The organism is Sphingomonas populi, assembly GCF_004208535.1.
Lineage (GTDB): Bacteria > Pseudomonadota > Alphaproteobacteria > Sphingomonadales > Sphingomonadaceae > Sphingomonas > Sphingomonas populi.
In genome coordinates, this window is the sequence record NZ_SGIS01000040.1 from 13,058 (window position 1) to 36,814 (window position 23,757).

Consider the following 23,757-nt stretch of genomic DNA (forward strand, 5'->3'; position numbering starts at 1 on the left):
GTATTTAGGTTCACCTGCGCGCGACCCAGAGATTAAAAAATCCCTTGATAGGCGCCGCCGTCGCTAACGATGTTCTGTCCTGTCATGAATCCGATCTGCTTGGCGCACAGCATGGCAATCAGATCGCCCGCTTCCTGGGGATCCGCGATACGATTGGCAGCGTTGCTGGAGCGCAATTCAGCTTCCACCGTCTCAAACGAAACGCCGCGTTCCTCGGCCATGCCTCTAATGGCTTCATGCAAGGCATCCGTATTGATGAGCCCTGGCAGCACGCTGTTGATGGTGACGTTGTGCGGCGCGATCTCCCTGACCAGGGATGCGATTGCGCCGGCCAGTGCGAGTCTGGCCGCATGGGAATGGCCAACGCTCACCTGGGGAAACTTGATAAAGCTCACGGAGATATTCACAATACGACCGAAAGCACGTTCGCACATTCCTGGGGCGTAAGCGTAGATCAGCCCCATGGCGGAATGAAAATGCGCCTCCATCCACCAGTTCCAAACATCAGGAGTAAGATCCTTATATTGGAGGGAAGTTTGCGGAACACCTGCGTTGGCGACCAGAATGTCGGTCGCGGGATATGCGTCCAACAATGCATCCCGTCCGCTCGGTAACGTCAGGTCGGTCGCGAAATACTCCACGGCGACGCCGCTTTCTTCCATGATGGAACGCGCTGTTTCGGCCAGTGTTTCGGGCGTTCGGGCAACCAAAACGACTTTCGCACCTTCGAGTGAGAGCCGCCGTGCAGCCGCGCGGCTTATTCCCTTGCTTCCTCCACACACAATAGCCCTGCGTCCTTTTACGCCGATATCCATGATTTATTTCCTTCTGCGCTCTGCTGGCTGTTGTTGGCAGGCCTTGCCGTTTAAGCAGCGACTTTGGGCCAGTGTTCAGAAATGCCACAGTGCTTACATTTCGGCGCTTCTGCCGATCAGTGATCGCCAAATATCTTACCTATTAAAATCATTTCTGGAGTAGCGCGACGTGTCGAGCCACGTTGATATAAGCGACGACAGGTCGTCCACAGTATCTTCTTTCTTTACGAGGCCATGGAGCAATTCCTGTGAAAGCGCCTCCACCGACCCAATAATTGCCGCACATCTGCGCCTGACAATTTCATCGGACAGCGGAGATAGTGGCGAAAGCACCCTGCAGCAGAACTCTACATGGCTGGTGACCACTTCCCGCTGGAAGGCATCCATTTCCGGGTCGCCTTTAAGCGCAGCTGCGATAGTATAGGCTTCCGGTCCGACGGTGATCTGGCAGTCGATATAGGCTTGTGCAATTACACGCGCGACGCCTTCAAGTTTTGAGGGCGTTTGATGAACCGCATCCGCCAGATCACGAAGCTGGTGATCGCTGATGTCCTTATACAATGCGATAAATAAACCAGCACGTGTCTCGAAGTGACTGTATGTGATCGGCCGACTAACGCCTGCACGCTCTGCAAGCGAGCCCAGGGTGAGCGCATCAGTCCCCAACTCCCGTACGATATCCCGCGCAACTTCCAGCAACTGAGCGCGGCGGTCTGCTCTAGGTAATTTGGTCGACACGGATTTTTCCTTATGTCTGACCGACGGGCTAGTCGGTAAAAACTACAATATGTAACTTACGTTGTGTAACATTCATAGGAGAGCGATGCAAGTCGCGTTAGGATCTTTCCTTTTGGAGTTTCGCCGCTGCTTGCGGGACCAGAATGGCCGACACCCGTTATGTGGTGTCGGTCCGGCAAGCCAACGGCAGTTTACGCTCAAAGCTGACGCTTTCGGATTCCGCTCGGAATGACTGCTTCGTCCCACGACTTTCCATTCGCCAGTTGACCCATCCAAGATATTCGGTGGCTGATTTTTCGGTCCCAAGTGCAGATCCGCAGGTTTCGATCACACGATTTGGGATAGCTGCCATTGAAGCGCCTTGCAGTGAACAGGCTTCTCGCGAAGAGTTCAGGTCTTCGAACACCGCTCCCACATTGGCTAATCTCAGCGGAAAATGCCGATCGTTTGTCGGAATAGGACGATCGGCTTGACCGCTCTTCACCGCCAAGAAGCGTCTGCTCAGGCGGCCTTTGCTGCCTCTCGCGCGGCGCGCTTTTCTTCCTCCGTCCAGACCTTGCGCACGCGCTCTTTGGGCTGTTTGACCTGCTTGACCGGCCCACCGCCCAGCACAGGCGCGCGTTTGGTCGAATGTCGCGCCACTTCGCAATGCCAATGATGATCGTCCTTCACCGTCAGGGTGCGACCAATTGTCCGCTCCACGTCATGCAACCAGGCGCGCTGCTCGGCGTCGCACAGGGTGATCGCAAACCCGCTGCGCCCGGCACGGCCGGTGCGGCCGATCCGGTGGACATAACTTTCCGGCAGGCTCGGCAGATCGTGATTGAAGACATGCGTCACCGTGTCGACATCGATGCCGCGCGCCGCGATATCCGTCGCCACAAGGACCTGGACATCCCCGGCGCGGAAGGCGTCGAGCGCGCGCTCCCGCTGACCTTGGGACTTGTTGCCGTGCAAGGCCTCGGCCGTGATGCCCGCCTCGCTGATGAAGGCACAGACTTCGTTGGCAATATTCTTTTGTAGCGTGAAGACGACGGCCTGGCCCATCTCCGGCGTTTGCAACAGCGCCAGGAGCGCCGCCTTCTTGTTGGCGGCGTCAAGGAACATCACGGACTGTTCGATCCGGTCCACGGTGGTCGATGGCGGGGCGATCTCGACATTGGCCGGATTGCGCAAAAGACTGTCGGCCAGCGCAGTTATAGATTTGGGCATCGTTGCCGAAAACAGCAATGTGTGCCGATCCTTGGGCAGAGCGGCGACAATGCGTTCGATCGGCTTGGCAAAGCCCATATCGAGCATTTGATCGGCCTCATCCAGCACCAGCGCCTCAAGTGCGGACAAGTCGCAAAGGCGCTGCTCGATCAGGTCCAGCAAGCGACCCGGCGTCGCCACGATGATATCGACGCCCGCCTTGAGCACATTGACCTGATGGAACTGGCTTACGCCGCCGAAGATAGTTGTCACGCTGGGCTTCAGATAGCGGCCGAAATTCTCGAAGCCGACGGCGATCTGAGACACTAGTTCGCGCGTTGGCGCAAGAACCAGGACGCGGGCACCGCCCTTGGGCGCGGGGCGGGGATCGGCAGCAAGGCGATGCAACAGCGGCAGCGCGAAGGCCGCAGTCTTGCCTGTGCCGGTCTGCGCCATGCCCAGCATGTCGCGGCCCTGCAACAGCATCGGGATGGATTGAGCCTGGATCGGTGTGGGTCTGGTATAGCCTTCCTCAGCTAGCGCCCGCAGCAAAGATGGCGCCAGCGAGAGATCGGCGAAAGTCAGGTTCATCGTAGAAGGGCGCCTCCAGCGCTCGGCGAGGCCGCGCCTGATCGGGCTTAGCGTATTCGATGCGCGCGCTGTTAGGTGCGATGCTGCAGTGCGTCAATGTGGAAAACCGGGGCGCAGCGTTCTATGCCCAGCGGCTCATCCCGCCGGTGTAGAAAACCAGCAAATGTCGATCCAAGTCTGCTTGCCACTCAATGGCCAATTTTCGCGCTCCGGTGCCGACTGCCTACAATTCCCGCAGATGTCGACCAGAGTCGGGCGTTTGTCAGTCCAAGCTTGGATGTCCGTTTGAGACGAGAGCTGCCGCTAGCCCCTTGGGAGAACGGCGACTCTCTCGCGCGATAAATTGGGACACGCGCGCGCCGGAATGCGGGCACAAAGTGTCACCCGTCACGAGCGGCAGGCGATCGAATTCGCGCTTGCCACACCCTCTCTTATGCGTGTCGCACAACCTTCTTAAAGTCGGCGTATGCCATCGGCGCAATGGCATTTTCCGAACGCGCCCGGACCGATCCCCACACCGGACGAATTGCGCTGCGATCGGCATATGGGGCCGGCCATTTCGCGAAGAGCCTCGCGTGGAGCTTCACCGATCTGCTGCTCGCCTATTATGCGAATGTGCGGCTGGGGCTTTCCGCCAGCGATACCGGGCTGCTCATCTTCCTCTCAGCGGTGCAGGGCGCGCTCGCCGACGTCGGTGCGGCCTGGTTGATGCGCCGGGCGGAAGGCGATCTCGGCCGAATTCTGGCGATTCAGTTCGTCGCCGGGCTGGCGGCGGCGGTGGCGCTGCTCGTGGTGTTCCGCCCGGCGCACGGCGGCGAAGCGGCGTTCGTGTTTCTTGTCCTCGCGCTGGCGCTGTTCCGGACCCTCTTCGCCTTTTACGATGTTTCGCAGAACGCCCTGGTATCGTTGTTGCCGCAAGATGCCGACGACGCGCACCATTATGCGGTCTTGCGGCAGGCGCTGAGCGGGATGGCGCGGCTTGCGGTGGCGGGGCTGGCGTTTCTGCTGGTCGGTGCCGCCGCACCGGCGGGCGGCCGCGAGATCGTCGCGGCGGGGGGTGTCGCAGCGCTGATCGCGGCCAGCGCCGGCTGGCTTCTGCGGTGGCGAGGCGCTTTGCCGATGGCAGCCACAGCCGTTGAGCGACGGCGTTCGATGCCCACGGGGCTGGCCACGCTGCTCGTCGCCGGCGCCGCGCTTGCCGGCCCCGAAGCGATGGCGATGCGGCTGGTGCCGTTCGTCGAGGGGCGCGGACCCGCCGAACCCGCCGGCGCGGCGCTGCTGTTCGCGCAGGTGCTCGGCAGCGTGATCGGGCCGCTGGGATTGCCGCGCCCGGATCGCGGGGTGATGCGGCCTGCGCTGGCTTTCACCGCGCTCGCAGTGCTGGCGGGGATGGTGTTTCTGGCCGCTCCGCACGCTGGCCTGCTCACGCTTGCCGCTTGTCTTGCCCACGGCGTGGGCTTCGGCGGCATGATGGCGCTGTTCTGGCGCGAGATGGGCACGGCGATCCGCAATCACGCGCTTCGCACCGGGGTGCGGACCGACATGATCAGCTTCGCGCTGCTCACCGCGACGATCAAGCTGGCGGGAGGGCTGTCCGGCGTGGGGCTCGCGTTTCTGCTCGACGGGTTCAAGGCGGGCACGCCCACGACGATGGCGGCGCTGGCCGCGATCATCGCCGTGGGCGGTCTCGTCTTCCTGCTGACGATCGCGCCGGGTTACCGCTTCGGCATCTCCAACAGCGGATTGCGGCGCGCCACGCCGCCGCCCGGCAGCCGGACGACGTAGCGCGTCCCGAAGGCGTTGCCGGGATGCTCGAAGTCGGTCGAGACGATCTGCGCGCCGCTCGCGAAAGCGGCATTGGCGCGGCGCAGGTCGTTGGTCTTGGCCTCATAGGCCTCGATGTCGGAGCGGGTGCGGACGATATAGCCCTGCCGAACATAGTCGCGGATCTGCGCCTGCCGAAGCAGCGCATTGTCGAACATCAGGAACGCGGCATGATCCTCGCCGGGTTCGGCGCGCAGGAACGCCATCCGCCCCTTCAGCGAGGGATGCCCGGCCAGATAGCCGCGCGTCGATTCCTCGCCATTGGCGGTGATCATCAGGATCACGATCTTGCCGCGCGCGGCGTGCAGGCTGGGCCAGCCACCCGCGCGGATCGCCGCGTTCAGCGTCGAGTGCGATCCGCGCACGTCGTCGGGCGTGATCAAGCGGCGGCGGCTGAGCACCGCGACGATCTCCGCGTCGAGCGCATCGAACAGCGCCGGGGTGAACGGCACCGTGTGGGTCGGGCCAGGCAGCAACGGCAGATCGGACGATTTCGCCTCCAGCACCAGGAACAGCGGCACATGCCCGGGATGCGCGTCCGACCAGTCGCGCACCTGCGCGAGGCATTGCTTCAGCGGCTGGCAATGGCTGCGAAAGTCGATGTCGGGAATGTGGAGCACTTTGTAGCCCGGCGCCGCCATCGCGCGCGCGTTGAACGGCAGCAGGCCGGTCGCGCCTTGTGCGCGCAGCAAACGGTAGCCGGCGGGGTCAGCGAACGTGCCGCCCTCGGGATCTGGATTGACGTCGATTTCGAGGCTGCGCATTCCCTCGTTCAACTGCGTGGTAAGGTCGGGGTGCAGATAGCTCAGCCCGTCGCTGATCGAGACGTCGTTGGGATGTTCTTCACGGAACAGCGCGCGCTGCGCCGGCGGCAGCGTGTTCGGCAGATCGGTGGTCACCCGGCCGAGGATCGGATCGACGATCGCCAACAGCCGCTTGTCGACGGGCATGGCGTAGCTGTTGTGGGTGCCGAGCACCTGGATCTCGTTGATCTTGAGATCGGGATTGAGATCGGCCGCCTCCGGTTTGGGAGCGGGGCTGGCGGCAATCAGGGCTGCGGCGAGCGCCGCGAGCGAAACGTAGTATCGGGGCATAAGATGCTCCTTGAGCGAGACGAAGGCCAACCAGCCCCGGCGATCGGCCGGGACTGGCGGGGACTCAGAAGCCGAATTTGGCGAAGACGCCGACGGTGCGATGCGCGTCGCGGGCGATGTAATGCACCAGGCTCAGCGTGCTATATTGCTGGAAGGCCGCGGAATAATAGGTGTCGAACAGATTGCGGCCATAGACGCCGAATTCGAAATCGCGGTTCGTTGGCGACAGGCTGATGCGACCGTTGGCGATGCCGTAGCCGGGGATTTCCGAATACGCGGGCTGGCCGATCACCGTCCAGACCTTGCTGCGATACGCGTAATCCAGATTGCCGCGAACGCGCAGATTGCCGCCGATTTCGCGTTCGTAGGTCGCGCTGATGTTGCCCTGCCATTCGGGCGCGTTGGTCAGCCGGGTGCCGGCGTAATTGGTGGTCGCGTTATAGGCGTAATCGGTGAAGCGCGCATCGGTATAGGTCAGCCCGCCGCTTAGCGTCAGCGCGTCGGTCGCGCGCCACGCGAAGGTCGCCTCGGCGCCCCGGCTCCTGAGGCCGCCGGCATTGCCGATCGCCACCACGGCCAGCGGATTCCCCGGTACGAAGGTGACGAGCGAGGTCTGGAAATTGGTGAATTTCGAGCTGAACAGATCGAAGTTGAGGCGCACGCGGCGGTCGAACAGCTCGGTCTTGATGCCGGCCTCGATGCTCTTCACCGTCTCGTCCTTATAGGGCGAGTAATTGTTGCCGACGAACCCCGGGCCGCCCGGCTTGTAGCCGGTCGACCAGGTCGCATAGAGCATGACGTGCCGGTCGAGCTTGTACTGGCCCGCGATCCGGTACGAGAAATTGTCGCTTTTGATTTCCCCGAACGGCTGCACCGGCGCGGCGCTGGTCGGGGTGAACGTCGCGTTCACGCCGGTCAGCGGCAGCGGATCGATCCAGAAGAACGTATAGGCCTGGCTGTTGTCGTCATGGGTGTAGCGCCCGCTGAACGCGAGGCTGGCGCGCGGCGTGACGTTGAACTTGAGCTGTCCGAACGCAGCCTCGCTGGTGTTGGTCGCCTTGAACCGCGCGGCGTTGCCGGGATCGCCGATCGCGCCGGTCAACGTGTAAAATTTGGTCAGCGGCACGCCGGCCGACGAGACCAGCGGCGTACCCAGCGTCGCCCATTGCAACTGAGTCGAATCGTTGCGCAGCCGATTGTAGAACAGCCCGCCGAGATATTCGACGAAGCCGCCGGTCGGCGAGGCCCAGCGCAGTTCCTGGCTGATCTTGCGCGTGTGAATGGTGCCCTGATTATACGGCAGGAAGGCGAACTTGTCGGCGGGCACAAGGTTGGCCGGGGCATCGCCGATGTACTTCGTCTCACGATAGGCCGTGATGGAGGTCAGCGTGTCGCGCCCGATCTTGATCTGCGCGCGGAGCGAATGGCCCCAGGTCGCGGTCTGCGTCCGGCCCATCTTGGAATCGGCGTCGTCGTCATTCTCCGGCCCCGGCGTCACGCCATTGGCGATCTGCAGCGCCGTCACCGCCGGAAGCGCACCCGAGACCGAGGTGCGGATGAAATTGTCCCAGTGATGCTCGTAATCGTTGAGATAGGTCAGTTCGATACGGTCGCTCGGCTGGAACAGCAGCTTGGCACGATAACCATATTCCTTGAACGCATTGAGCGGCTGATTGAGCGTGGTGTAGCGGCCATAGCCCTCCTGCCCCTGATCGAAGCCCGAGACGCGCAGCGCGAGCGTATCGCCGACCGGCACGTTGAGCGTCAGCGTGGCGTTTCGATCCTCGCGCTGGCCGTAGCTTGCGCTGCCCTTGGCCGAGAATTGGCCGAGCACGGGTTTTACGGTCGTCACCGAGATCACGCCCGACGTAGCGTTCTTGCCGAACAGCGTGCCTTGCGGCCCCATCAGCACGTCGATCTGCTGGATGTCGGACAGGCCGGTGAGACCGGTGTCGCGTTGCGCATCCATCACCACGTCATCGACGACGAGGCTGACCGACTTTTCGTTGGAATAATCGAAAGAGGTACTGCCGACACCGCGGATCTGGAAGGCGGCGCCGTTGGTCGCATCGAACTGAACGCCGGGCACGACATATTGCAGGTCGGTCACTGAGCGGAAATTGGAATTTTCCAGCGCCTTGCCGCTGACCGACGTGATCGAGACCGGCACGTCCTGCAGGCTTTCGCTGCGGCGCTGCGCGGTGACGACGATGGTGGCGAGCCCCTCGTCCGGCGCGGCCTGCGTTTCTGGCGCGGGCGTGGGCGCGGCTTGAGCATACGCTTGTGCGAACGGCGTGCCGGTGGCGGCAGTACCGAGCAGAAGCAGATGATGAAGGCGACGTGCTGATATCATTGGTCCGAATCCCCGTTTCGTTGGCTGACGCAGCGGCGGCTATCAGCGACCAATGACGCTTACGTGACAGTTGTACGAAATACTTCTCATATTTCGGCTTGCGAAAGTGCCGAAACGTACATTTGTACGGATTCAGCCAAGGCAGGCATTGGCCTGGAGGCGGTCGATCAGCGCAAACGCAGAAGTCTCGGCCGCAGGGCCGCGCACGCCGTCCAGCAGCAACTGGCCGATGCCGGTCATGGCGATCGCCTGCGCGGAGAGCAGATCGAACGGCGCTTCGCCTTCGGCCAGCCGGTTGAGGCGGACGAGGTAATTCTCGCCGCGTCGGCGGCGCATATCGGCGGCGAACGGCTTGAGGCTCGGGATGCGGGCCGCCACCAGAGCGATGGCGAAGGTAGCGCGCGCGATCTCGATGCTGTTCAGTTCATACTCGGGGTCGCTCATCCGTTGCGCATCGACGGTCCCCTGGACGCGGACGATGATGTCGTTGATCCCGGCCTTCAGCAAATCCTCCTGACGGGGGAAATGATAGGCGAGCGTGGAATTGGCATAGCCGGCGCGCGAGGCGACGGCTCGGTGCGTCACCGCGTCTGCCCCCTCCTCGACGATCAGCGCGGAGATGTGGCGCGCGGCCGTGGTCTGCCATTCGCTCATCGCCGGCGTGCGGTAGCGGCCAGTCTCGTCCAGCGCGTCCCCGAGCGCGGCGTGGAACACGGCGAACTGCGATAGATCGGGCGAGTCGGGTCTCCTCACCAATTCGCCGCACAAGCGCTGGAGATTGAGCCGGCGCAGCCAGCGATAGCTGGCGAGCTCGCCGATCGCGAGACCATGCGCGATCTCGTCGGTGCTGAAGGCGTGGAGGACGTCGCCAAGCTCGGCCCGCCCGAGCGGTGCCGCCACCGCGCGCCAGAACGTCAACCGCTGGTCCCGCCAGGTCGAGAGCGAAGCCGCGATCTCGGGATGCGACGGTGCGCCCTGGATCAACTCGCAGTAAAAGCGCGTGCGCAGTGCCGCGACGCCGACCATGTCGCCAACGACGGCATCGACCAGATCGCCGAGCAACGCGCCATCGCGGACGTCGAGCGCGCGGATGCGGGCGAGCCAGCGATCGAGAAACGCACCGTCCTCCGCGCGCGCGGCGGCAATCAAGCTCGCAACCAGCGTGTCCTTGAGGCCGAAGCGGTGCGACAGGGCCGAGACGGTCGTGTCCAGTTGCTCGGCGAGCGGCCGCAGGCTCAGCCCGCCGAGACCGTTCGCCGCGACCAGCGTCATCGCGGCATGGAGGACGGAGGGAAGATCGGTATCGGCGCGCTTCGGCATGACGGGTCCGTCGTCGTTCGAGGAGGGCGCCGGTAGCCCGGACGCGTATAGGTTCGCATTCTAGTACGCTTGACACGTCTTGCCTAGGAAAACGGACGCATAGAATTTCGTACATGTGTAACGTTGCGGTCATCCGCGCGCGCTATACCGGGCGCACGCGATCGAGCGGGGGAGAATGGCGATGCGATGTCGAGACGATGGAACCGGCCGCGCGCGTCGGCGTGGCTGGCTGGCGGCACCGCTGCTCTTGCTCATCGCGACCGCCGCCCGGGCAGCGCCGCAGGGTGATGGCGATGGCGGCTATGTCTGTCCGCCGGTGCCGGCCGCGCTGGTCGCGTACCGGAACGCGGCGGACACGCCACCGCCACCTTCGGCCGCAGACCTCACCGTCTATCACGCCTATGTTCAGGTGCTCCAGGCGAACGACTGGGCCTATCTCTGCCGCTATCGCGACGAGAACCGCGCCACGTTGCGCGAACCGCGCCCGCGCGTCGTTCTGCTCGGCGATTCGATCACCGAGAATTGGAAGGCGCGCGACCCGAAGCTGTTTGCGGCGGGCATCGTCGATCGCGGCATCGGCGGCCAGACCGCGCCGCAGATGCTGTTGCGCTTCTATCAGGACGTAATCGCACTGCGGCCGCGCGTCGTGCATATCATGGCCGGCACCAACGATATCGCCGGCAACACCGGCCCGACCAGCGACACGCAATATCGCGACGCGATCCGGGCGATGGTCGATCTCTCTCGCGCGCACAGCATCAAGGTCATCCTCGCGAGCATCCTGCCCGCTCGCACCTTTCCGCAGCGGCCGGACGTGCGGCCGGCGGCGCGCATCCGCGCCTGGAACGCTTGGCTGCGCGATTTTGCGCGGGCCAACGGACTCGTCTTCGTCGATTATCACGCAGCGCTGACCGATGCCGAGGGCGGGTTGCGTCCCGACCTCACCAGCGATGGCGTGCATCCGACCCGCGCCGGCTACGCGCCGATGGATGCACTCTTCCTGCGCGCGCTGGCCGAAGCCGAGCGGCGCTGAGCGGCATGACCCAAGGAAACACACTGGACACGCAGACTCCGCCACCAGCCGGTCCCGATCGGCGCAGGTTTGGCGTGGGGGCGCTCGCATCGCTGTTCGCTGTCACGGCGCCGCAGGCGCAAGCCCGCGCGGGAAGCGCGTCGCTTGACCCCACGGCATGGTCACACGCCTGGCCGCCTGCCGACGTGATTCCCTTGTGGCCGGATGTTCCGCCGGGTCGGATCGCCGGATTCGAGGTGCCGGTGACGCCCACAGGCTGGGCGGGCGGGGCGTGGCCCGCCGCCTTCCTGCGGCGCACGGCGATGCCGACGCTGAACGTCTTCCGCCCGGCGAATCCCACCGGCGAGGCGATGCTGGTGTGCCCCGGCGGCGCCTATGTCTTCGTGTCGGCGGCGATCGAAGGTGTCGATGTCGCGCGCGTGTTCAATGCGCTCGGCGTGACGGTGTTCGTGCTCAGCTACCGCTTGCCTGGTGAGGGATGGCAGGACCGCGCGAACGTGCCGCTGCAGGATGCGCAGCGCGCGATGCGGCTGATCCGCACGCACGCGCGCGCGTTCGGCATCGCGCCCGAACGCGTCGGCGTGCTCGGTTTCTCGGCGGGCGGGCATCTCGCCGCCACGCTGGCGGTCGATCATGCCGAACCGGTCTATCAGCCCGTCGATAGCGCCGACCGGCAAAGTGCGCGGCCGGCCTATGCCGGATTGATCTACCCAGTGATCCTGACCGACGGCCCGCTCGCCCATGTGCGCTCACGCACCGAACTGCTTGGCCCGTCACCGTCGCCGGAGCAGGCGGCGCATCGATCACCCAACCTTCGCGTCTCGCTCGCCACGCCGCCGTGTTTCCTTGCCCATGCGGCCGACGACACGACCGTGTCGATCGACAACAGCCTGGCCATGTATGCGGCACTCAGGGCGACCAAGATCGTGTGCGAGGGCCATTTCTTCGCGGAAGGACAGCACGCCTTCGGGACCGGTCGCGCCGACCAGCCGAGCGAGCTCTGGCCGCAGCTCTTCGAGCGTTGGGCGCGATCCACATTACGGCAAGTGTCGCCCGGTTGACCCTCCCCGGATCGCGTCGGCATCGGCTGTCGCGCCGGCGGTATCCCAGCCGACCCCGGCCCGGACCGGCGACCGCTGCTTCCGCCGCCACCGTATCGGCAGAGGCGACTCGGGACCTTGCGGTGTCGTGCGAAGTCCGTGCCGCGACATCGCCGACCAAGCGGCGAAGCTGGCTGCGCGCAACGACTCCTCGATAGCGCGGCTGAGCGTGACGCTGACGGACAGCCAGATCGGCCGCGTGAAGATGGTCCGTACCCGACCAAAGCCGGCCGTACAATATGGCGACGTTCAATGTCTGGGCTTGGGAAAAGCGGCCGGTCGGTTTGGCAGAAGGGGGACGGCCGGCGGCGCGCGCCATCCTCGCCTTTTAGCCGCAAAATGCATCCTGGAAGGTGCCGTACGGTTGCATGTATAGCCCTGCGTGGCCGCCGGAGTCTGCACCGGTGGCGACGGGTCAGGCGAAGACGCCGCCCACACGGTTGCGCCGCTGATTGCCGGGCGAATACGGGATCAGCACCGCTCGACCGCCTCGGCAATCTGCGTGGTTTCAACCAAAGGCTGTGCCCGTACCGCCTCGCCCACCAGGATCAGCGCTGGCCCGGCGCCGGCTGCGCGGTCGATGGCGAGCGGAAGCAGCGCGAGCTGCGTATGGATCAGGCGCTCGCCGGGAAGGCTGACATCCGCTGCGACCAGCGCCGGGGTGGCGGGATCGAGCCCGTGCGCGATCAACTGCCGGCAGATCTCCGGTCCCGCCGTTCGCCCCATGTAGAACGCCAGCGTGCCGGCGGGATCGGCGAGCGCGGCCCAGTCGAGATCGAGTACTTCGCCAGCGCGGGCGTGCGCCGTGACGAAGCGGACGTGGCGCGCAGAGCCGCGCACCGTTAGCGAGACGCCGGCGCTCGCGGCTGCCGCGCTTGCCGAGGTGATTCCAGGACAGATGCGTGCGCGAATACCGTGTGCTGTGAGCGCCGCGATCTCCTCGGTCGAGCGACCGAAGATCGAGGGGTCGCCGCCCTTAAGGCGCACCACGCGCTTGCCGTCCAGCGCTGCCGCGACGAGCAATGCGTCGATCGTGGATTGCGATTTCGAATGCCGGCCGGATCGTTTGCCGACCGACACGGCCTGGACGTGAGCGGGGATCAGATCGAGCACGCCCGGACCGACCAGCGCGTCATGGAACACGATGTCGGCCGCCAGGATCAGGCGCTCGGCCTTGCGCGTCAGCAGGTCGGGATCGCCCGGCCCCGCGCCGACCAGCCACACCTCTCCGGGGGCAATCGCATCAGGCATGGGAAAGCTCCTTGGGCAACAGCTTGGCGATGGCGGGGCGGCAGGAGCCGCAATTGGTGCCGGCGTTGATCGCCGCGCCGACGGCTTCGACGCTGACCAGCGCGCGCTCGGTAATCGCGGCAAGGATCGTCTTCATGCCGACATCGAAGCACACGCAGACGATCGGCCCGCGATCCGGTGCGGGGGTCGCCGCGCGTCCGGCGAGCAGTTCGGTGACGGAAGGATCGTCCGCGCCGAGCTGTGCGACAAGCCAGTCACGCGGCGGCAGACCCGGCCCGCGCGAAACGAAGAGCGCAGCGTGCAACGCGCCGCCGACCGTCACCGCCGCGCGGATGACGCCGCGCCGCACATCGATCATCTCGGCGCGCTCTCCCATCGGCAAGAGTGCGGTCACCACGGTCGCGTCGCCGCGCCCCGCGATCTCGGTCAGCCAGCCGTGCGCGGTTCGGACGACGGTCCAATACGCGCAGTCGGGCGCGGACGGGCGCTCGCGGGTGATGAGGAAGCCCGACCATTCCGGCTTGTAGGGCGTGATGGTCGCGGGCGTATTCTTGAAACCGGGCTGGCCGGAATGCGGATCACGCAGGGTCGAGGGCAACAGCCCGGTACGGCCGCCGCTGCTGGTTCGGTCGGTCCAGTGGATCGGCACGAACAGGTCGCGGCGGCGCTGCGCCGGGGTTACGGCGACACGGTACACGCTGCTGCCGTGCTCGGTGGCGACGCGCGCCAGTCCGCCTTCGACAAGGCCGTAGGATTGGGCGGTTTCGGGGTGAACCTCGACCAGCGGCTCGCGGCGGTGTTGCGAGAGCGTCGGGGACAGGCCGGTGCGGGTCATCGTATGCCATTGGTCGCGGTAGCGGCCGGTGTTGAGGCGCAGCGGCAGCGCACGGGTCGCATCGTCGCGCGGCGTATGGCGAACCGCGATCATCCGCGCCTTGCCGTTCGCGGTCGTGAACGGACGATGTTCGAACGGCGACGCGCCACCCCATTGGAAGGGCGCCATCCCGTCGTAACCGGCGTCGTCGATCGCGGCATGCGCCGACAGATCGAGCAGGCGCGCGCCATCGTTCTCGAACCCGGTCTGAGCGGCGAACTCGCGAAAGATATCGGCAGGGCCGGCATAGTCGAACCCGTCGAAGCCCATGCGCTTCGCCACCTCCGCGATCGCCCACCAGTCGGCGCGCGCTTCGCCTGGTGCCGCCATGAACCCGCGCTGGCGCGAGATGCGGCGTTCGGAATTGGTCACGGTGCCGTGCTTCTCGCCCCAGGCGAGCGCGGGCAACTTCACCTGCGCGTAGACGGCGGTATCGGTGTTGGCGATACAGTCCGACACGACGACGAACGGGCAATTGGCGAGCGCGACGCGAGCCATGCGCGCGTCGGGCATCGACACCGCCGGATTGGTGGCCATGATCCACACCGCCTTGATCTTGCCCCTGGCCATCGCCTCGAACATGTCGACCGCCTTGAGGCCGGGGCCGGGGCAGATCGTCGGCGACCGCCAGAAGCGCTGCGCACGGCCTCGCTCGATATCCGAAAACCCCATGTGCGCGGCCAGCGTCGAGGCAAGGCCCCCAACTTCGCGCCCGCCCATCGCATTGGGCTGGCCGGTGATGCTGAACGGCCCCGCGCCGAGCTTGCCGATCCGGCCCGTCGCGAGGTGGAGGTTGATGATCGCATTGCCCTTGTCGGTGCCGCTCGTCGACTGGTTCACGCCCTGGCTGAACAGCGTGACGGTGCGGGGGTGCTCGGCGAACAGATCGTAGAAAGCCTGCACGTCCTCGGCGGCAATGCCACACGTCCTGGCGACGTCGACGCGCGGCAGGTCTTTCCAGAAACCCTCGGGCACCTCGACCCGCTCGGCGAGGAAGCGCCCGTCGAGCCGCCATGTCCCCCGCATCTCCAGCAGCAGGCCGTTGAACAGCGCGACGTCGGTATCGGGCGCGATGGCGAGGTGGAGGTCGGCGCAGTCCGCCGTTTCGGTGCGGCGCGGGTCGATCACCACCAGCTTGGTGCCGCGCGCCTTGCGTGCCGCCTCGATCCGCTGCCAGATCACCGGATGGCACCATGCCGTGTTCGATCCGACCAGTATGATCAGGTCGGCGGCATCGAGAGCGTCGTAGCTGCACGGCACGACATCTTCGCCGAACGCGCGGATGTGCGCCGCCACCGCGCTCGACATGCACAGCCGCGAATTGGTGTCGATATTGCCGGTGCCGATGAACCCCTTCATCAGCTTGTTGGCGACATAATAATCTTCGGTCAGCATCTGCCCCGAGGCGTAGAAGGCGACGCTGTCGGGGCCGTGCTCGGCGATCGTCGCGGCGAAACGGCTGGCGACGCGGTCGAGCGCTTCGTCCCACCCCACCGCCTTCGCGCCGATCATGGGGGCGAGCAAGCGGCCGTCCAGCCCGATCGTCTCGCCCAGATGCGTCCCCTTCGAACACAGTCTGCCGAAATTGGCGGGATGGTCGGGATCGCCCTTGATCGTCGCGCTCCGTGCGGCGGTCGGCGTGGCGAGTACGCCGCAGCCGACCCCGCAATACGGACAGGTGGTCCGAATTCCCCTCCCGCTCGCGGGAGGGGCTAGGGGAGGGCATGCCCGATCGGGGCCGGAGAGTGCCCCGACAGGGCCTCCCCCGACCCCTCCCGCGAGCGGGAGGGGAGATGTCACGCTATCACCCCGGCGAGTGCTGCGTCGCGGCCGATCAGAATCCGACCGCCGTCGATCTTGACCGGGATCACCGGCACGCAGCCTGTGTCCTCGCCCAGCGCCTCGCCGGTGACGAGCGAGATCCGCCAATTGTGCAGCGGGCACGTCACGGTCGTATCGTGGACGATCCCCTGGCTGAGCGGGCCGGCCTTGTGCGGGCATTGGTTGGCGAGCGCATAGACCTCGCCATTGGCGGTATGAAAGATGGCTATCTCGCGCCCGCCACGCACCGGCAGCGTGCGGGCACCCAGCGCGGGGAGTTGATCGACCGGCCCGATATCGAGCCATTCACCGTGCAGCGTCATGCGGTCACCAAAGGCCGGATCTCGGCAAGATGTTGATGGAGTTTGTAATCTTCGCCGGCCGCACGCTTCGCCCAGGGATCATCCTGCATGAAGCTTTGCGAATAGAGGAAGCGTGCGCGCAATGCCTCGCGCCCGGTCGTGTCATCGACGATCCGCTTACGGATATAGTCCAGTCCGACGCGCTCGACCCAAGGCGCGGTGCGGTCGAGGTAGCGGGCTTCTTCGCGGTACAGCTGGATGAAGGCGGCGCAATAGTCGAGCGCCTCCTGTTCGGTCGCGACCTTGCACAGAAAATCGGTGCCGCGCAGCTTGATGCCGCCATTGCCGCCGATCGAGATTTCGTAGCCGCTGTCGACGCAGATCACGCCGATGTCCTTGATGCTCGCCTCCGCGCAGTTGCGCGGGCAGCCCGACACGGCGATCTTGAACTTGTGCGGCATGAAGCTGCCCCAGGTCATCTGCTCGATGCGGATGCCGAGACCTGTCGAATCCTGCGTGCCGAAACGGCACCATTCGGAGCCGACGCAGGTCTTCACCGTGCGCAACGCCTTGGCATAGGCATGGCCGCTGACCATGCCGGCGGCATTCAGATCCGCCCAGACGGCGGGCAGATCCTCCTTCTTGATTCCGAAGATGTCGAGCCGTTGCCCGCCCGTCACCTTCAGCATGCGCGCCTCGTATTTCTCGGCGACGTCGGCGATCGCGCGCAGTTCTTTCGGATTGGTCACGCCGCCCCACATGCGCGGTACGACCGAATAGGTGCCGTCTTTCTGGATGTTGGCGTGCAGCCTTTCGTTGACGAAGCGCGACTGGTTGTCGTCGATGAACTCGCCCGGCCACGCGCACAGCAGATAGTAATTGAGCGCGGGCCGGCACGACGAGCAGCCGTCAGGCGTCGTCCAGTGCAGTTCCTGCATCACCTGCGGAATCGCCTTCAACTGCTTGTCGAGGATCAGCCGGCGGACGTCCTCGTGGGTGAAGCTGGTGCATTTGCAGACGGTCGGCGCGGCGCGCTCGCCTTCGAACGCCGCGCCGAGCGTGACCGCCAGCAACCCTTCGACAAGCCCGGTGCAGGAGCCGCACGACGCGGATGCCTTGGTGCAGGCACGCACCGCGTCGAGCGTGCAGGCGCCGGTTTCGATCGCCGCCACCACCTTACCCTTGGACACGCCGTTGCAGCCGCAGATTTCAGCATCGGCGGGGAGCGCTGCAACGGCGGCGTTAGGGTTTGCGTCGGCGCCCCCGCCAGCGGCGAAGGCCTGGCCGAAGATCAGCGCGTCGCGGATTTCGGCGACGTCCTCCTGCTTCCTGAGCAGGTCGAAATACCAGTTGCCGTCCTGCGTATCGCCATACAGCACCGCGCCGATCAGCCGGTCGCCCTTGACGATCACGCGCTTGTACACGCCGCGCGCGGCGTCGCGCAGGACGATATCCTCGCAACCCTCGCCGCCCGAGAAATCGCCCGCCGAGAACACGTCGATACCCGACACCTTGAGCTTGGTCGAAGTGACCGAGCCGGTGTAGCCCGACGGCGACGCGACGAGCCCGTCGGCAAGGCTGCGGCACATGTCCCACAAGGGCGCGACGAGGCCGTAGACCAGCCCGTTATGCTCGACGCATTCGCCGACCGCGAGAATATCCGCGTCCGACGTCACCAGATGATCGTCGACATGGATGCCGCGCCCGATCGCGAGGCCAGCGTTGCGCGCGAGCGTCAAATTGGGCCGGATGCCGACCGCCATCACCACGATCGACCCGGGTATCTCCCGCCCGTCCTTCAGGCGCACGCCCTCGACCTTGCCGTGGCCGTAGATTTCGGCGGTGTCGGCGCCGGTCAGGATGGTCTGGCCGCGCCGTTCCAGTTCGCTCTTGAGCAGCCATGCCGCAGCCTCGTCGAGCTGGCGCTCCATCAGCGTCGGCATGATGTGCAGCACCGTCACCTTCATGCCGCGCAGGGCGAGGCCGTGCGCGGCCTCCAGCCCGAGTAGACCGCCGCCGATCACGACGGCATCCCCGCCGGCGTCCGCCGCGCGCAGCATCGCGCCGACATCGTCCATGTCGCGGAACGTCACCACCCCGTCGAGGTCGCGGCCCGGCACCGGGATGATGAACGGATCGGAGCCGGTGGCGAGGATCAGCTTGTCGTAACTTTCAGTACGACCCGAGCGTGCCGTAACCGTCCTGATCCTGCGGTCGATCGCCACCACCGGATCGCCCGCCACGAGTTCGATCGCATTGTCGGCATACCAGGCGAGATCGTTGATGACGATATCATCGAAACTCTTGTCTCCCGCGAGCAGGGGCGAGAGCATGATGCGGTTGTAGTTCACTCGCGGCTCGGCGCCGAAGATGGTGATGCGGTAGCGCGATGCGTCGCGGGCGAGGATTTCCTCAACCGCGCGGCACCCGGCCATGCCGTTGCCGATGACGATGAGGTGGGGTTTCAGATCGGTCACGAGAGGCTCCATTCGAGCGAGAGCCACAGCTTGCTGGTATCGGTCGCGAAGCCGTGGGCATGGTAATCGGCGTATTTGACGAGCGCGGTGTAGCGGCCGCGCTTCGCGCTCGCCTGCAGGTCGATTTCATCGCCGTAGCGGCGTTCAAGCCGGTCGCTCGAGAAGCGGTGGTAGACGGCGGTCAGCCCGATCGCGTCGAGACCCGCAACTTTCTTCCATCCATAGCCGGTCGAGCCGTACAGATCGCGCAGACCATCGGGCGGGGTGACGAGGAACTTGTCGGCCCAGCCGTTGAACTTGTGCAGCGTGGCAAGCGGGGTTTGGAAACTGGTGACGACGACGCCTCGGTCGGCGCCAAGCACCTCGTACCCGGCGCCCAACGTGAACGCCTTCACCGAGAGGCCCAGTTCGCCAAGATAATAATCGGCGCGGTAGCGGTTGGGGTTGCGGTGATAGTCGCTCTGCGTCGCATAGCTCGCCGCGTAGGTCAGCTTGACGGCCTTGCTCACCGGCAAGGCGCCCGCGAACCTGCCGCCGTAGGTCTGGCTGCTGTTGGCGAACACCAGCCGCTCGTCCTGATCGACCAGATAGGCGAAGCTGGTGAGGGTGCCGATCTTCGTGGTGTAGGCAAGATTGCCAAACACGTTGTCGCCGCCGATCTCGCCGAGCCTCGTCGGGCCGTATCGGTCGCCGCCATCGACACCCCAGATCGTGCGGACGGTGTCGGCATAGGTGAAGTCCGCCTTCAGGCCCTTGATGCCCGACCATTCGATCCGTGCCGCGTCGAAGGTCTGTTCGTTGTCGCGCCACGCGACCGAGCCGACGAAGCGCTGGTCGTCGAGGTTGATCCGCTGGCGGCCGACCGTCACGACCGTTTTGGAGAAGCCGCGATATTGCAGTTGCAGCCGGTTGAGTTCGACATTCTGTGGGTCGCCGACCAGCGGGTAGGCCGCCTTGCCGTTGACGCCGCTGTTGTAGGCGGGGTCGATCGCCAGCGTGGCCTCGCTCTCGGCGAGCAGCGCGAAGTCGCCGCTCTTCGCTTCGAACCCGGCGCGGATGCGCGCAGTGAAGGCTTCGGCATCCTTAGCCAACGGCGCCTGCTCGACATGCTCGTAGCGCAGGCGCGCGTCGATCAGCGGCTTGAGATCGATCGGATCGGCCAGCGCGGGTGTCGCGAGCAGCCCGCCCAGCGCGAGCAGCGGAAGCGCGCGCATCAAACCCGCGCCCCGTTCGCGCCGGTGCCCCAGGTCGCGCGCCAGCGGCTCTTCACCACCGTCAGCCCGCCGAGCGCGACCAGCGCCAGGACCGCAAAGATCAGGAAGCCCGCCTGCGGCGTGCCGGTCAACTGCTTGGCGAGACCAAGCGAGGAGGCGAGGTAGAAGCCGCCGACGCCACCACCGAAACCGACCAGCCCGGTCATGATGCCGATTTCCGCGCCGAACCGCTGCGGCACGAGTTGGAAGACCGCACCGTTGCCGAAGCCGAGCGTTCCCATCACCAGCAGGAACAAGGCGAGCGCGAGCGGCAGCGAGGTCGTGCCCAGGCTGATCGCGACCAGCGTGGCGGCGGCGAGCGCATAGACGAAGGTCAGCGTGCGGATGCCGCCGATTGTGTCGGCGACCGCGCCGCCGATCGGCCGCACCAGCGACCCGGCGAACACGCAAGCGGCGGTGCAATAGCCCGCGATCACCGGGGTCAGCCCGAAACTGTCGGTGAAATAGATCGAGAGGCTCGACGACAGGCCGACGAATCCCCCGAACGTCACGCCGTAGAACAGCATGAACCACCAGGCATCCTGATGCTTCAGAACGGTGAGATAGGCGGTGACCGGCTTGGGCGCGGGCTGGCTCGGCGAATCCTTGGCCATCACGAGATAGACCACGAACACAATCGCGAGCGGGATCACGGCAAGGCCCAGCACCGCGTTCCACCCGAACGCCTTGGCCAGCAGCGGCGCGAACAGCGATGCGAGCACCGTGCCCGAATTGCCCATGCCGGCAATGCCCATCGCCTTGCCCTGATGCTCGGGCGGATACCAGCGCGAGGCAAGCGGCAGCGCCACCGCGAAGCTCGCGCCGGCAAAGCCGAGCACCACGCCGACCGCGAGCGTGCCCTCGTAGCTGTTGACGCCGAAGAACCACGCGAACGACAGCCCGGCGATCACGATCACCTGACCGATCGCGCCGGTGCGTTTTGGGCCGATCCGATCGACCAGCAGGCCGTTGACCAGACGTAGGATCGCGCCCGCCAGCGTCGGCACCGCGACCATGAATCCCTTTTGCGCCGGGGTGAGGCCAAGATCCTTCGAGATGATCGGCGCGAGCGGACCGAGCAGTACCCAGACCATGAAGGCGAGATCGAAATAGAGGAACGCGGCGATCAGCGTCGGCCGGTGGCCGGCGTTCCAGAAGGCGGACGTATCCTTGGTTGCGGTTGCGGCGCGCGCCCCCGGCGCTCCGGCAGCCATCGTCATCTGAACCTGCGTCATCGTCTCGATCCCCTTCGAGCAAACGCAAAAAAGCCGCCGCGACGCCCGCAATGATGCGGGACGCAGCGGCGACTTTGCCAAATTCGGTGATATCGCGGGGCTACTCCGTTGCAGCCGCCAGTCGATGGAAACAAAAATGCCTGCGAATCACATCGAGCGCAAGGGATTTTTTGCAGCGCAGCGAAATCATCCGTCGCCAAAGCCGGCGAGATAGGCGTCGAGCGCTTCTGGATCGAAGCTGCGCGCATCGAAGAACCGATCCGCGCCGAGGATCAGGCGGCCCTGTGTCGTGCCCACGCCCAGCCCGTCGATGATGCCGCCCTCCAGCTTGGAACTCGCCCCCGGCAAGGGCACGCCAAGCGGCCGCAGCGCCGCGCGGTACACGTCCGGCCGGAACACGCGCTGCGCCGTCTGGTACGCCGCATCGTCCGGCGTGACATGCCGTGCGAGGCACATCTGCGCGTAGAGCCACGCCGCCTGGCTGATCCAGGGGAAGTTCGCCGCCTCGCGGTGCTGGAACATGAAATCGGGCACATGCACGGCGTCGGAGCCGCGCGCGAACACGATGCGATCGGAAATGGCGTGGCGGATCAGATCGGCCGAGCCGTCGAGATATTCGGGCCGCGCCAGAACGCGAGCGATCTCGTCGCCTCGTGCCGGATCGACGAACGCCTGTCCGGCGCGGTACAGCGCGCGCAGCAATCCGTGTGTGGTCTCGATATGCTCGACCATACGCTCGGTACGCATTGCCAGCACCTTCTCGACGCCGCGCAGCCAGATTTGCGAGGTGACCGCGACGATAACGCCCGCGCCACGGTCGACCGCCACGCTGTTCCACGGCTCGCCGACGCAAATGCCATCGACCTCGCCCTCGGCCAGCGCATCGGCGGCGAACGGCGGCGCTACCGTGACGATCTCGACATCGCGGTCGGGATCAATGCCGCTGCCGATCAGCCAATAGCGCAGCATGTAATTGTGGCTTGAATAGCGATGCACCACGCCTAGGCGCAGCGGCTTACCCGCGTCGCGCGCCTCCCGCGCGGCCCCGGCGAGCCGCAGCCCGATCGCGGCGACATCGCTCGGCCGGCCGACGGTGGTGATCCGTGCCGCGAGATCGCCGCGCACGGTCACGGCGTTGCCGTTCAGCCCGAGCACGAACGGCACCGACAGCGGCATCGCCGGGCGTCCCAGCCCGAGCGTCGTCGCGATCGCCAGGGGCGCGAGCAAGTGCGCGGCGTCGCTGTGGCCATAAAGCAAGCGATCGTTGACGGTCGCCCAACTCATGTCGCGCACCAGCGTCAGGTCGATGCCCTCTTCCTCGGCGAAGCCGAATTCGCACGCAAGGATCGGCAGCGCGGCGTCGACCAGCGGCAGGAAGCCGACGCGGAACGGCGTGTTGCTCATAGATCCCCCATCAGCCGGTCGGCCGTGACCAGCGCATCGGCGACGTCGGAGATCCGACGCCCGCTATCCATCGCCGCCTTGCGCAAAGCGGCGTAGGCGGCGGGCTCGTCGATGCCCCGGCGTTTCATCAACAGGCGCTTGGCCTGATCGACCACGTCGCGCTCGGCCAGCGCCGTTCGTGCCTCGTCGAGTTCGGCGCGCAGCCGCGAAAACGCGCGGAAGCGCCGGACGGCCAGTTCGAGGACCGGCTTGATCCGTTCCTTCTTCATCCCGTCGACGACATACGCCGAAACGCCGGCGTCGATCGCCGCCTCCATCGCCGCGCTGTCGCTCTGGTCGACGAACATCGCCACCGGCCTGGCCATCGCCCGCGAGAGCGCAAACAGTTCTTCCAGTTCGTCACGATGCGGATTGGCGAGATTTATCAGCACGACATCCGGCGACATCGCCTCGAGCCGCGCGGCGATGCCCTTGCGATCGACGAACACCGTCACGTCGCGCATGCCGGCTTCGCGCAGGCCCTCTTCGATCACCGCAGCGCGCGCGGGGCTTTCATCGACAATCGCGATCCGCACATTCCGTTCCTCGCTCGGGCAGAGGCTTACCCGCGAGACGCCGCTTCGTCCAACCACAGATGCGGGCGGCTACCCTCGAACGAGGTCTACTATCGCAACCCACCCAAAGGATCGTGCTTTTACCGATAGTCGATCCGAAATCGGTCAGGCCCTAATCGGCCGGTCTTGCCCGCTTAATGCCGTTGCACGCCAAAATCGCGAACGTCGGCTTCGGTCGAAGGCCGTCGTTCAGCCCTTGCGGCAGGAATGTCCGAAAAGTCCCAGTTATTACCATTGGCACAATCTGTTCGACGCCCAACGTGGGCTGTCATGCGGTGATTTCATTGCCCGATGCTGGTTGTATCACGCTCGAAACCAGCGAGAAGATCGGCGGCCCAATCTAGGGCGTGGTGACGATTTAACTATCTCAGCCATATAGCGATGGCTGCGAGTTTGACGAAGCCCATGAAGTTGGCGAGCAGCTTGTCGTATCGGGTTGCCACCCGTCGGAACTGCTTGAGTTTGGC

Annotated in this window: 18 protein-coding genes and 1 pseudogene; 3 read left to right on the top strand and 16 right to left on the bottom strand. The window is 65.4% G+C overall.

Features of this window, described 5'->3' with window-relative positions:
• Positions 1-32: 32 nt before the first annotated feature.
• From EWE75_RS19885 to EWE75_RS19900, 4 genes are all read right to left on the bottom strand, one after another.
• Positions 33-815 (bottom strand): SDR family oxidoreductase, encoded by a 783-nt coding sequence (locus tag EWE75_RS19885; protein ID WP_130159851.1) that lies wholly within the window; start codon positions 813-815, stop codon positions 33-35.
• Between the two features lie 135 nt (positions 816-950).
• Positions 951-1,553 (bottom strand): TetR/AcrR family transcriptional regulator, encoded by a 603-nt coding sequence (locus tag EWE75_RS19890; protein WP_130159852.1) that lies wholly within the window; start codon positions 1,551-1,553, stop codon positions 951-953.
• 157 nt (positions 1,554-1,710) lie between these two features.
• Positions 1,711-2,043 (bottom strand): hypothetical protein, encoded by a 333-nt coding sequence (locus EWE75_RS19895; RefSeq protein ID WP_130159853.1) that lies wholly within the window; start codon positions 2,041-2,043, stop codon positions 1,711-1,713.
• Between the two features lie 11 nt (positions 2,044-2,054).
• Positions 2,055-3,335 carry a DEAD/DEAH box helicase gene (locus tag EWE75_RS19900; protein ID WP_130159854.1) on the bottom strand — a complete coding sequence of 427 codons (1,281 nt, stop codon included), beginning with the start codon at positions 3,333-3,335 and terminating at the stop codon, positions 2,055-2,057.
• Positions 3,336-3,815: 480 nt separating this feature from the next.
• On the opposite strand from EWE75_RS19900, the gene EWE75_RS19905 reads away from it, so the two are divergent.
• The gene (locus EWE75_RS19905) at positions 3,816-5,120 is read left to right on the top strand and encodes an MFS transporter (RefSeq protein WP_130159855.1); all 1,305 of its coding nucleotides are present in this window, start codon (positions 3,816-3,818) and stop codon (positions 5,118-5,120) included.
• On the opposite strand, the gene EWE75_RS19910 is transcribed toward EWE75_RS19905, so the two are convergent.
• The 3 genes from EWE75_RS19910 to EWE75_RS19920 all read right to left on the bottom strand — a co-directional run bounded on the left by EWE75_RS19910 (position 5,051) and on the right by EWE75_RS19920 (position 9,926).
• Positions 5,051-6,253 carry a Ca2+-dependent phosphoinositide-specific phospholipase C gene (locus tag EWE75_RS19910; RefSeq protein ID WP_130159856.1) on the bottom strand — a complete coding sequence of 401 codons (1,203 nt, stop codon included), beginning with the start codon at positions 6,251-6,253 and terminating at the stop codon, positions 5,051-5,053. The two genes, EWE75_RS19905 and EWE75_RS19910, sit on opposite strands and share 70 nt — an antisense overlap.
• Positions 6,254-6,317: 64 nt before the next feature.
• Positions 6,318-8,606, bottom strand: a complete 2,289-nt coding sequence (locus tag EWE75_RS19915) for a TonB-dependent receptor (RefSeq protein ID WP_130159857.1) — start codon at positions 8,604-8,606, stop codon at positions 6,318-6,320.
• Positions 8,607-8,738: 132 nt separating this feature from the next.
• Positions 8,739-9,926 (bottom strand): TetR family transcriptional regulator, encoded by a 1,188-nt coding sequence (locus tag EWE75_RS19920; protein WP_130159858.1) that lies wholly within the window; start codon positions 9,924-9,926, stop codon positions 8,739-8,741.
• A gap of 181 nt (positions 9,927-10,107) precedes the next feature.
• Between EWE75_RS19920 and EWE75_RS19925 the strand changes: the two genes are divergently transcribed.
• Positions 10,108-10,959, top strand: a complete 852-nt coding sequence (locus tag EWE75_RS19925) for a GDSL-type esterase/lipase family protein (protein ID WP_130159859.1) — start codon at positions 10,108-10,110, stop codon at positions 10,957-10,959.
• 74 nt (positions 10,960-11,033) lie between these two features.
• Positions 11,034-12,020, top strand: coding sequence for an alpha/beta hydrolase (locus EWE75_RS19930; protein ID WP_231708473.1), 987 nt, complete (start codon positions 11,034-11,036; stop codon positions 12,018-12,020).
• 510 nt (positions 12,021-12,530) lie between these two features.
• Here the strand turns inward: EWE75_RS19930 and cobA are convergent.
• The 9 genes and pseudogenes from cobA to EWE75_RS19980 form a co-directional block, all read right to left on the bottom strand.
• Positions 12,531-13,310, bottom strand: a complete 780-nt coding sequence (gene cobA / locus EWE75_RS19935) for a uroporphyrinogen-III C-methyltransferase (protein WP_130159861.1) — start codon at positions 13,308-13,310, stop codon at positions 12,531-12,533.
• Positions 13,303-15,873 carry a nitrate reductase gene (locus EWE75_RS19940; protein WP_130159866.1) on the bottom strand — a complete coding sequence of 857 codons (2,571 nt, stop codon included), beginning with the start codon at positions 15,871-15,873 and terminating at the stop codon, positions 13,303-13,305. Before EWE75_RS19940 ends, cobA begins: the two co-directional genes overlap by 8 nt.
• Positions 15,874-15,980: 107 nt before the next feature.
• The gene (nirD, locus tag EWE75_RS19950; protein WP_206364825.1) at positions 15,981-16,328 is read right to left on the bottom strand and encodes a nitrite reductase small subunit NirD; all 348 of its coding nucleotides are present in this window, start codon (positions 16,326-16,328) and stop codon (positions 15,981-15,983) included.
• A complete protein-coding gene (nirB, locus tag EWE75_RS19955) occupies positions 16,325-18,784 on the bottom strand; it encodes a nitrite reductase large subunit NirB (protein ID WP_282432718.1) in 2,460 nt (819 codons plus the stop codon). The genes nirD and nirB overlap by 4 nt, the downstream gene beginning before the upstream one ends.
• Positions 18,781-19,998, bottom strand: a complete 1,218-nt coding sequence (locus tag EWE75_RS19960) for an alginate export family protein (protein ID WP_130159863.1) — start codon at positions 19,996-19,998, stop codon at positions 18,781-18,783. Before EWE75_RS19960 ends, nirB begins: the two co-directional genes overlap by 4 nt.
• A complete protein-coding gene (locus EWE75_RS19965) occupies positions 19,998-21,251 on the bottom strand; it encodes a nitrate/nitrite transporter (protein ID WP_231708475.1) in 1,254 nt (417 codons plus the stop codon). Before EWE75_RS19965 ends, EWE75_RS19960 begins: the two co-directional genes overlap by 1 nt.
• A 207-nt stretch (positions 21,252-21,458) precedes the next feature.
• A complete protein-coding gene (locus EWE75_RS19970; RefSeq protein WP_130159864.1) occupies positions 21,459-22,676 on the bottom strand; it encodes an ABC transporter substrate-binding protein in 1,218 nt (405 codons plus the stop codon).
• Positions 22,673-23,251: an ANTAR domain-containing response regulator gene (locus tag EWE75_RS19975; protein WP_130159865.1), complete on the bottom strand. Its 579-nt coding sequence runs from the start codon at positions 23,249-23,251 to the stop codon at positions 22,673-22,675. Before EWE75_RS19975 ends, EWE75_RS19970 begins: the two co-directional genes overlap by 4 nt.
• Positions 23,252-23,652: 401 nt before the next feature.
• Positions 23,653-23,757, bottom strand: a pseudogene (locus EWE75_RS19980) (IS5/IS1182 family transposase); the annotation flags it as partial.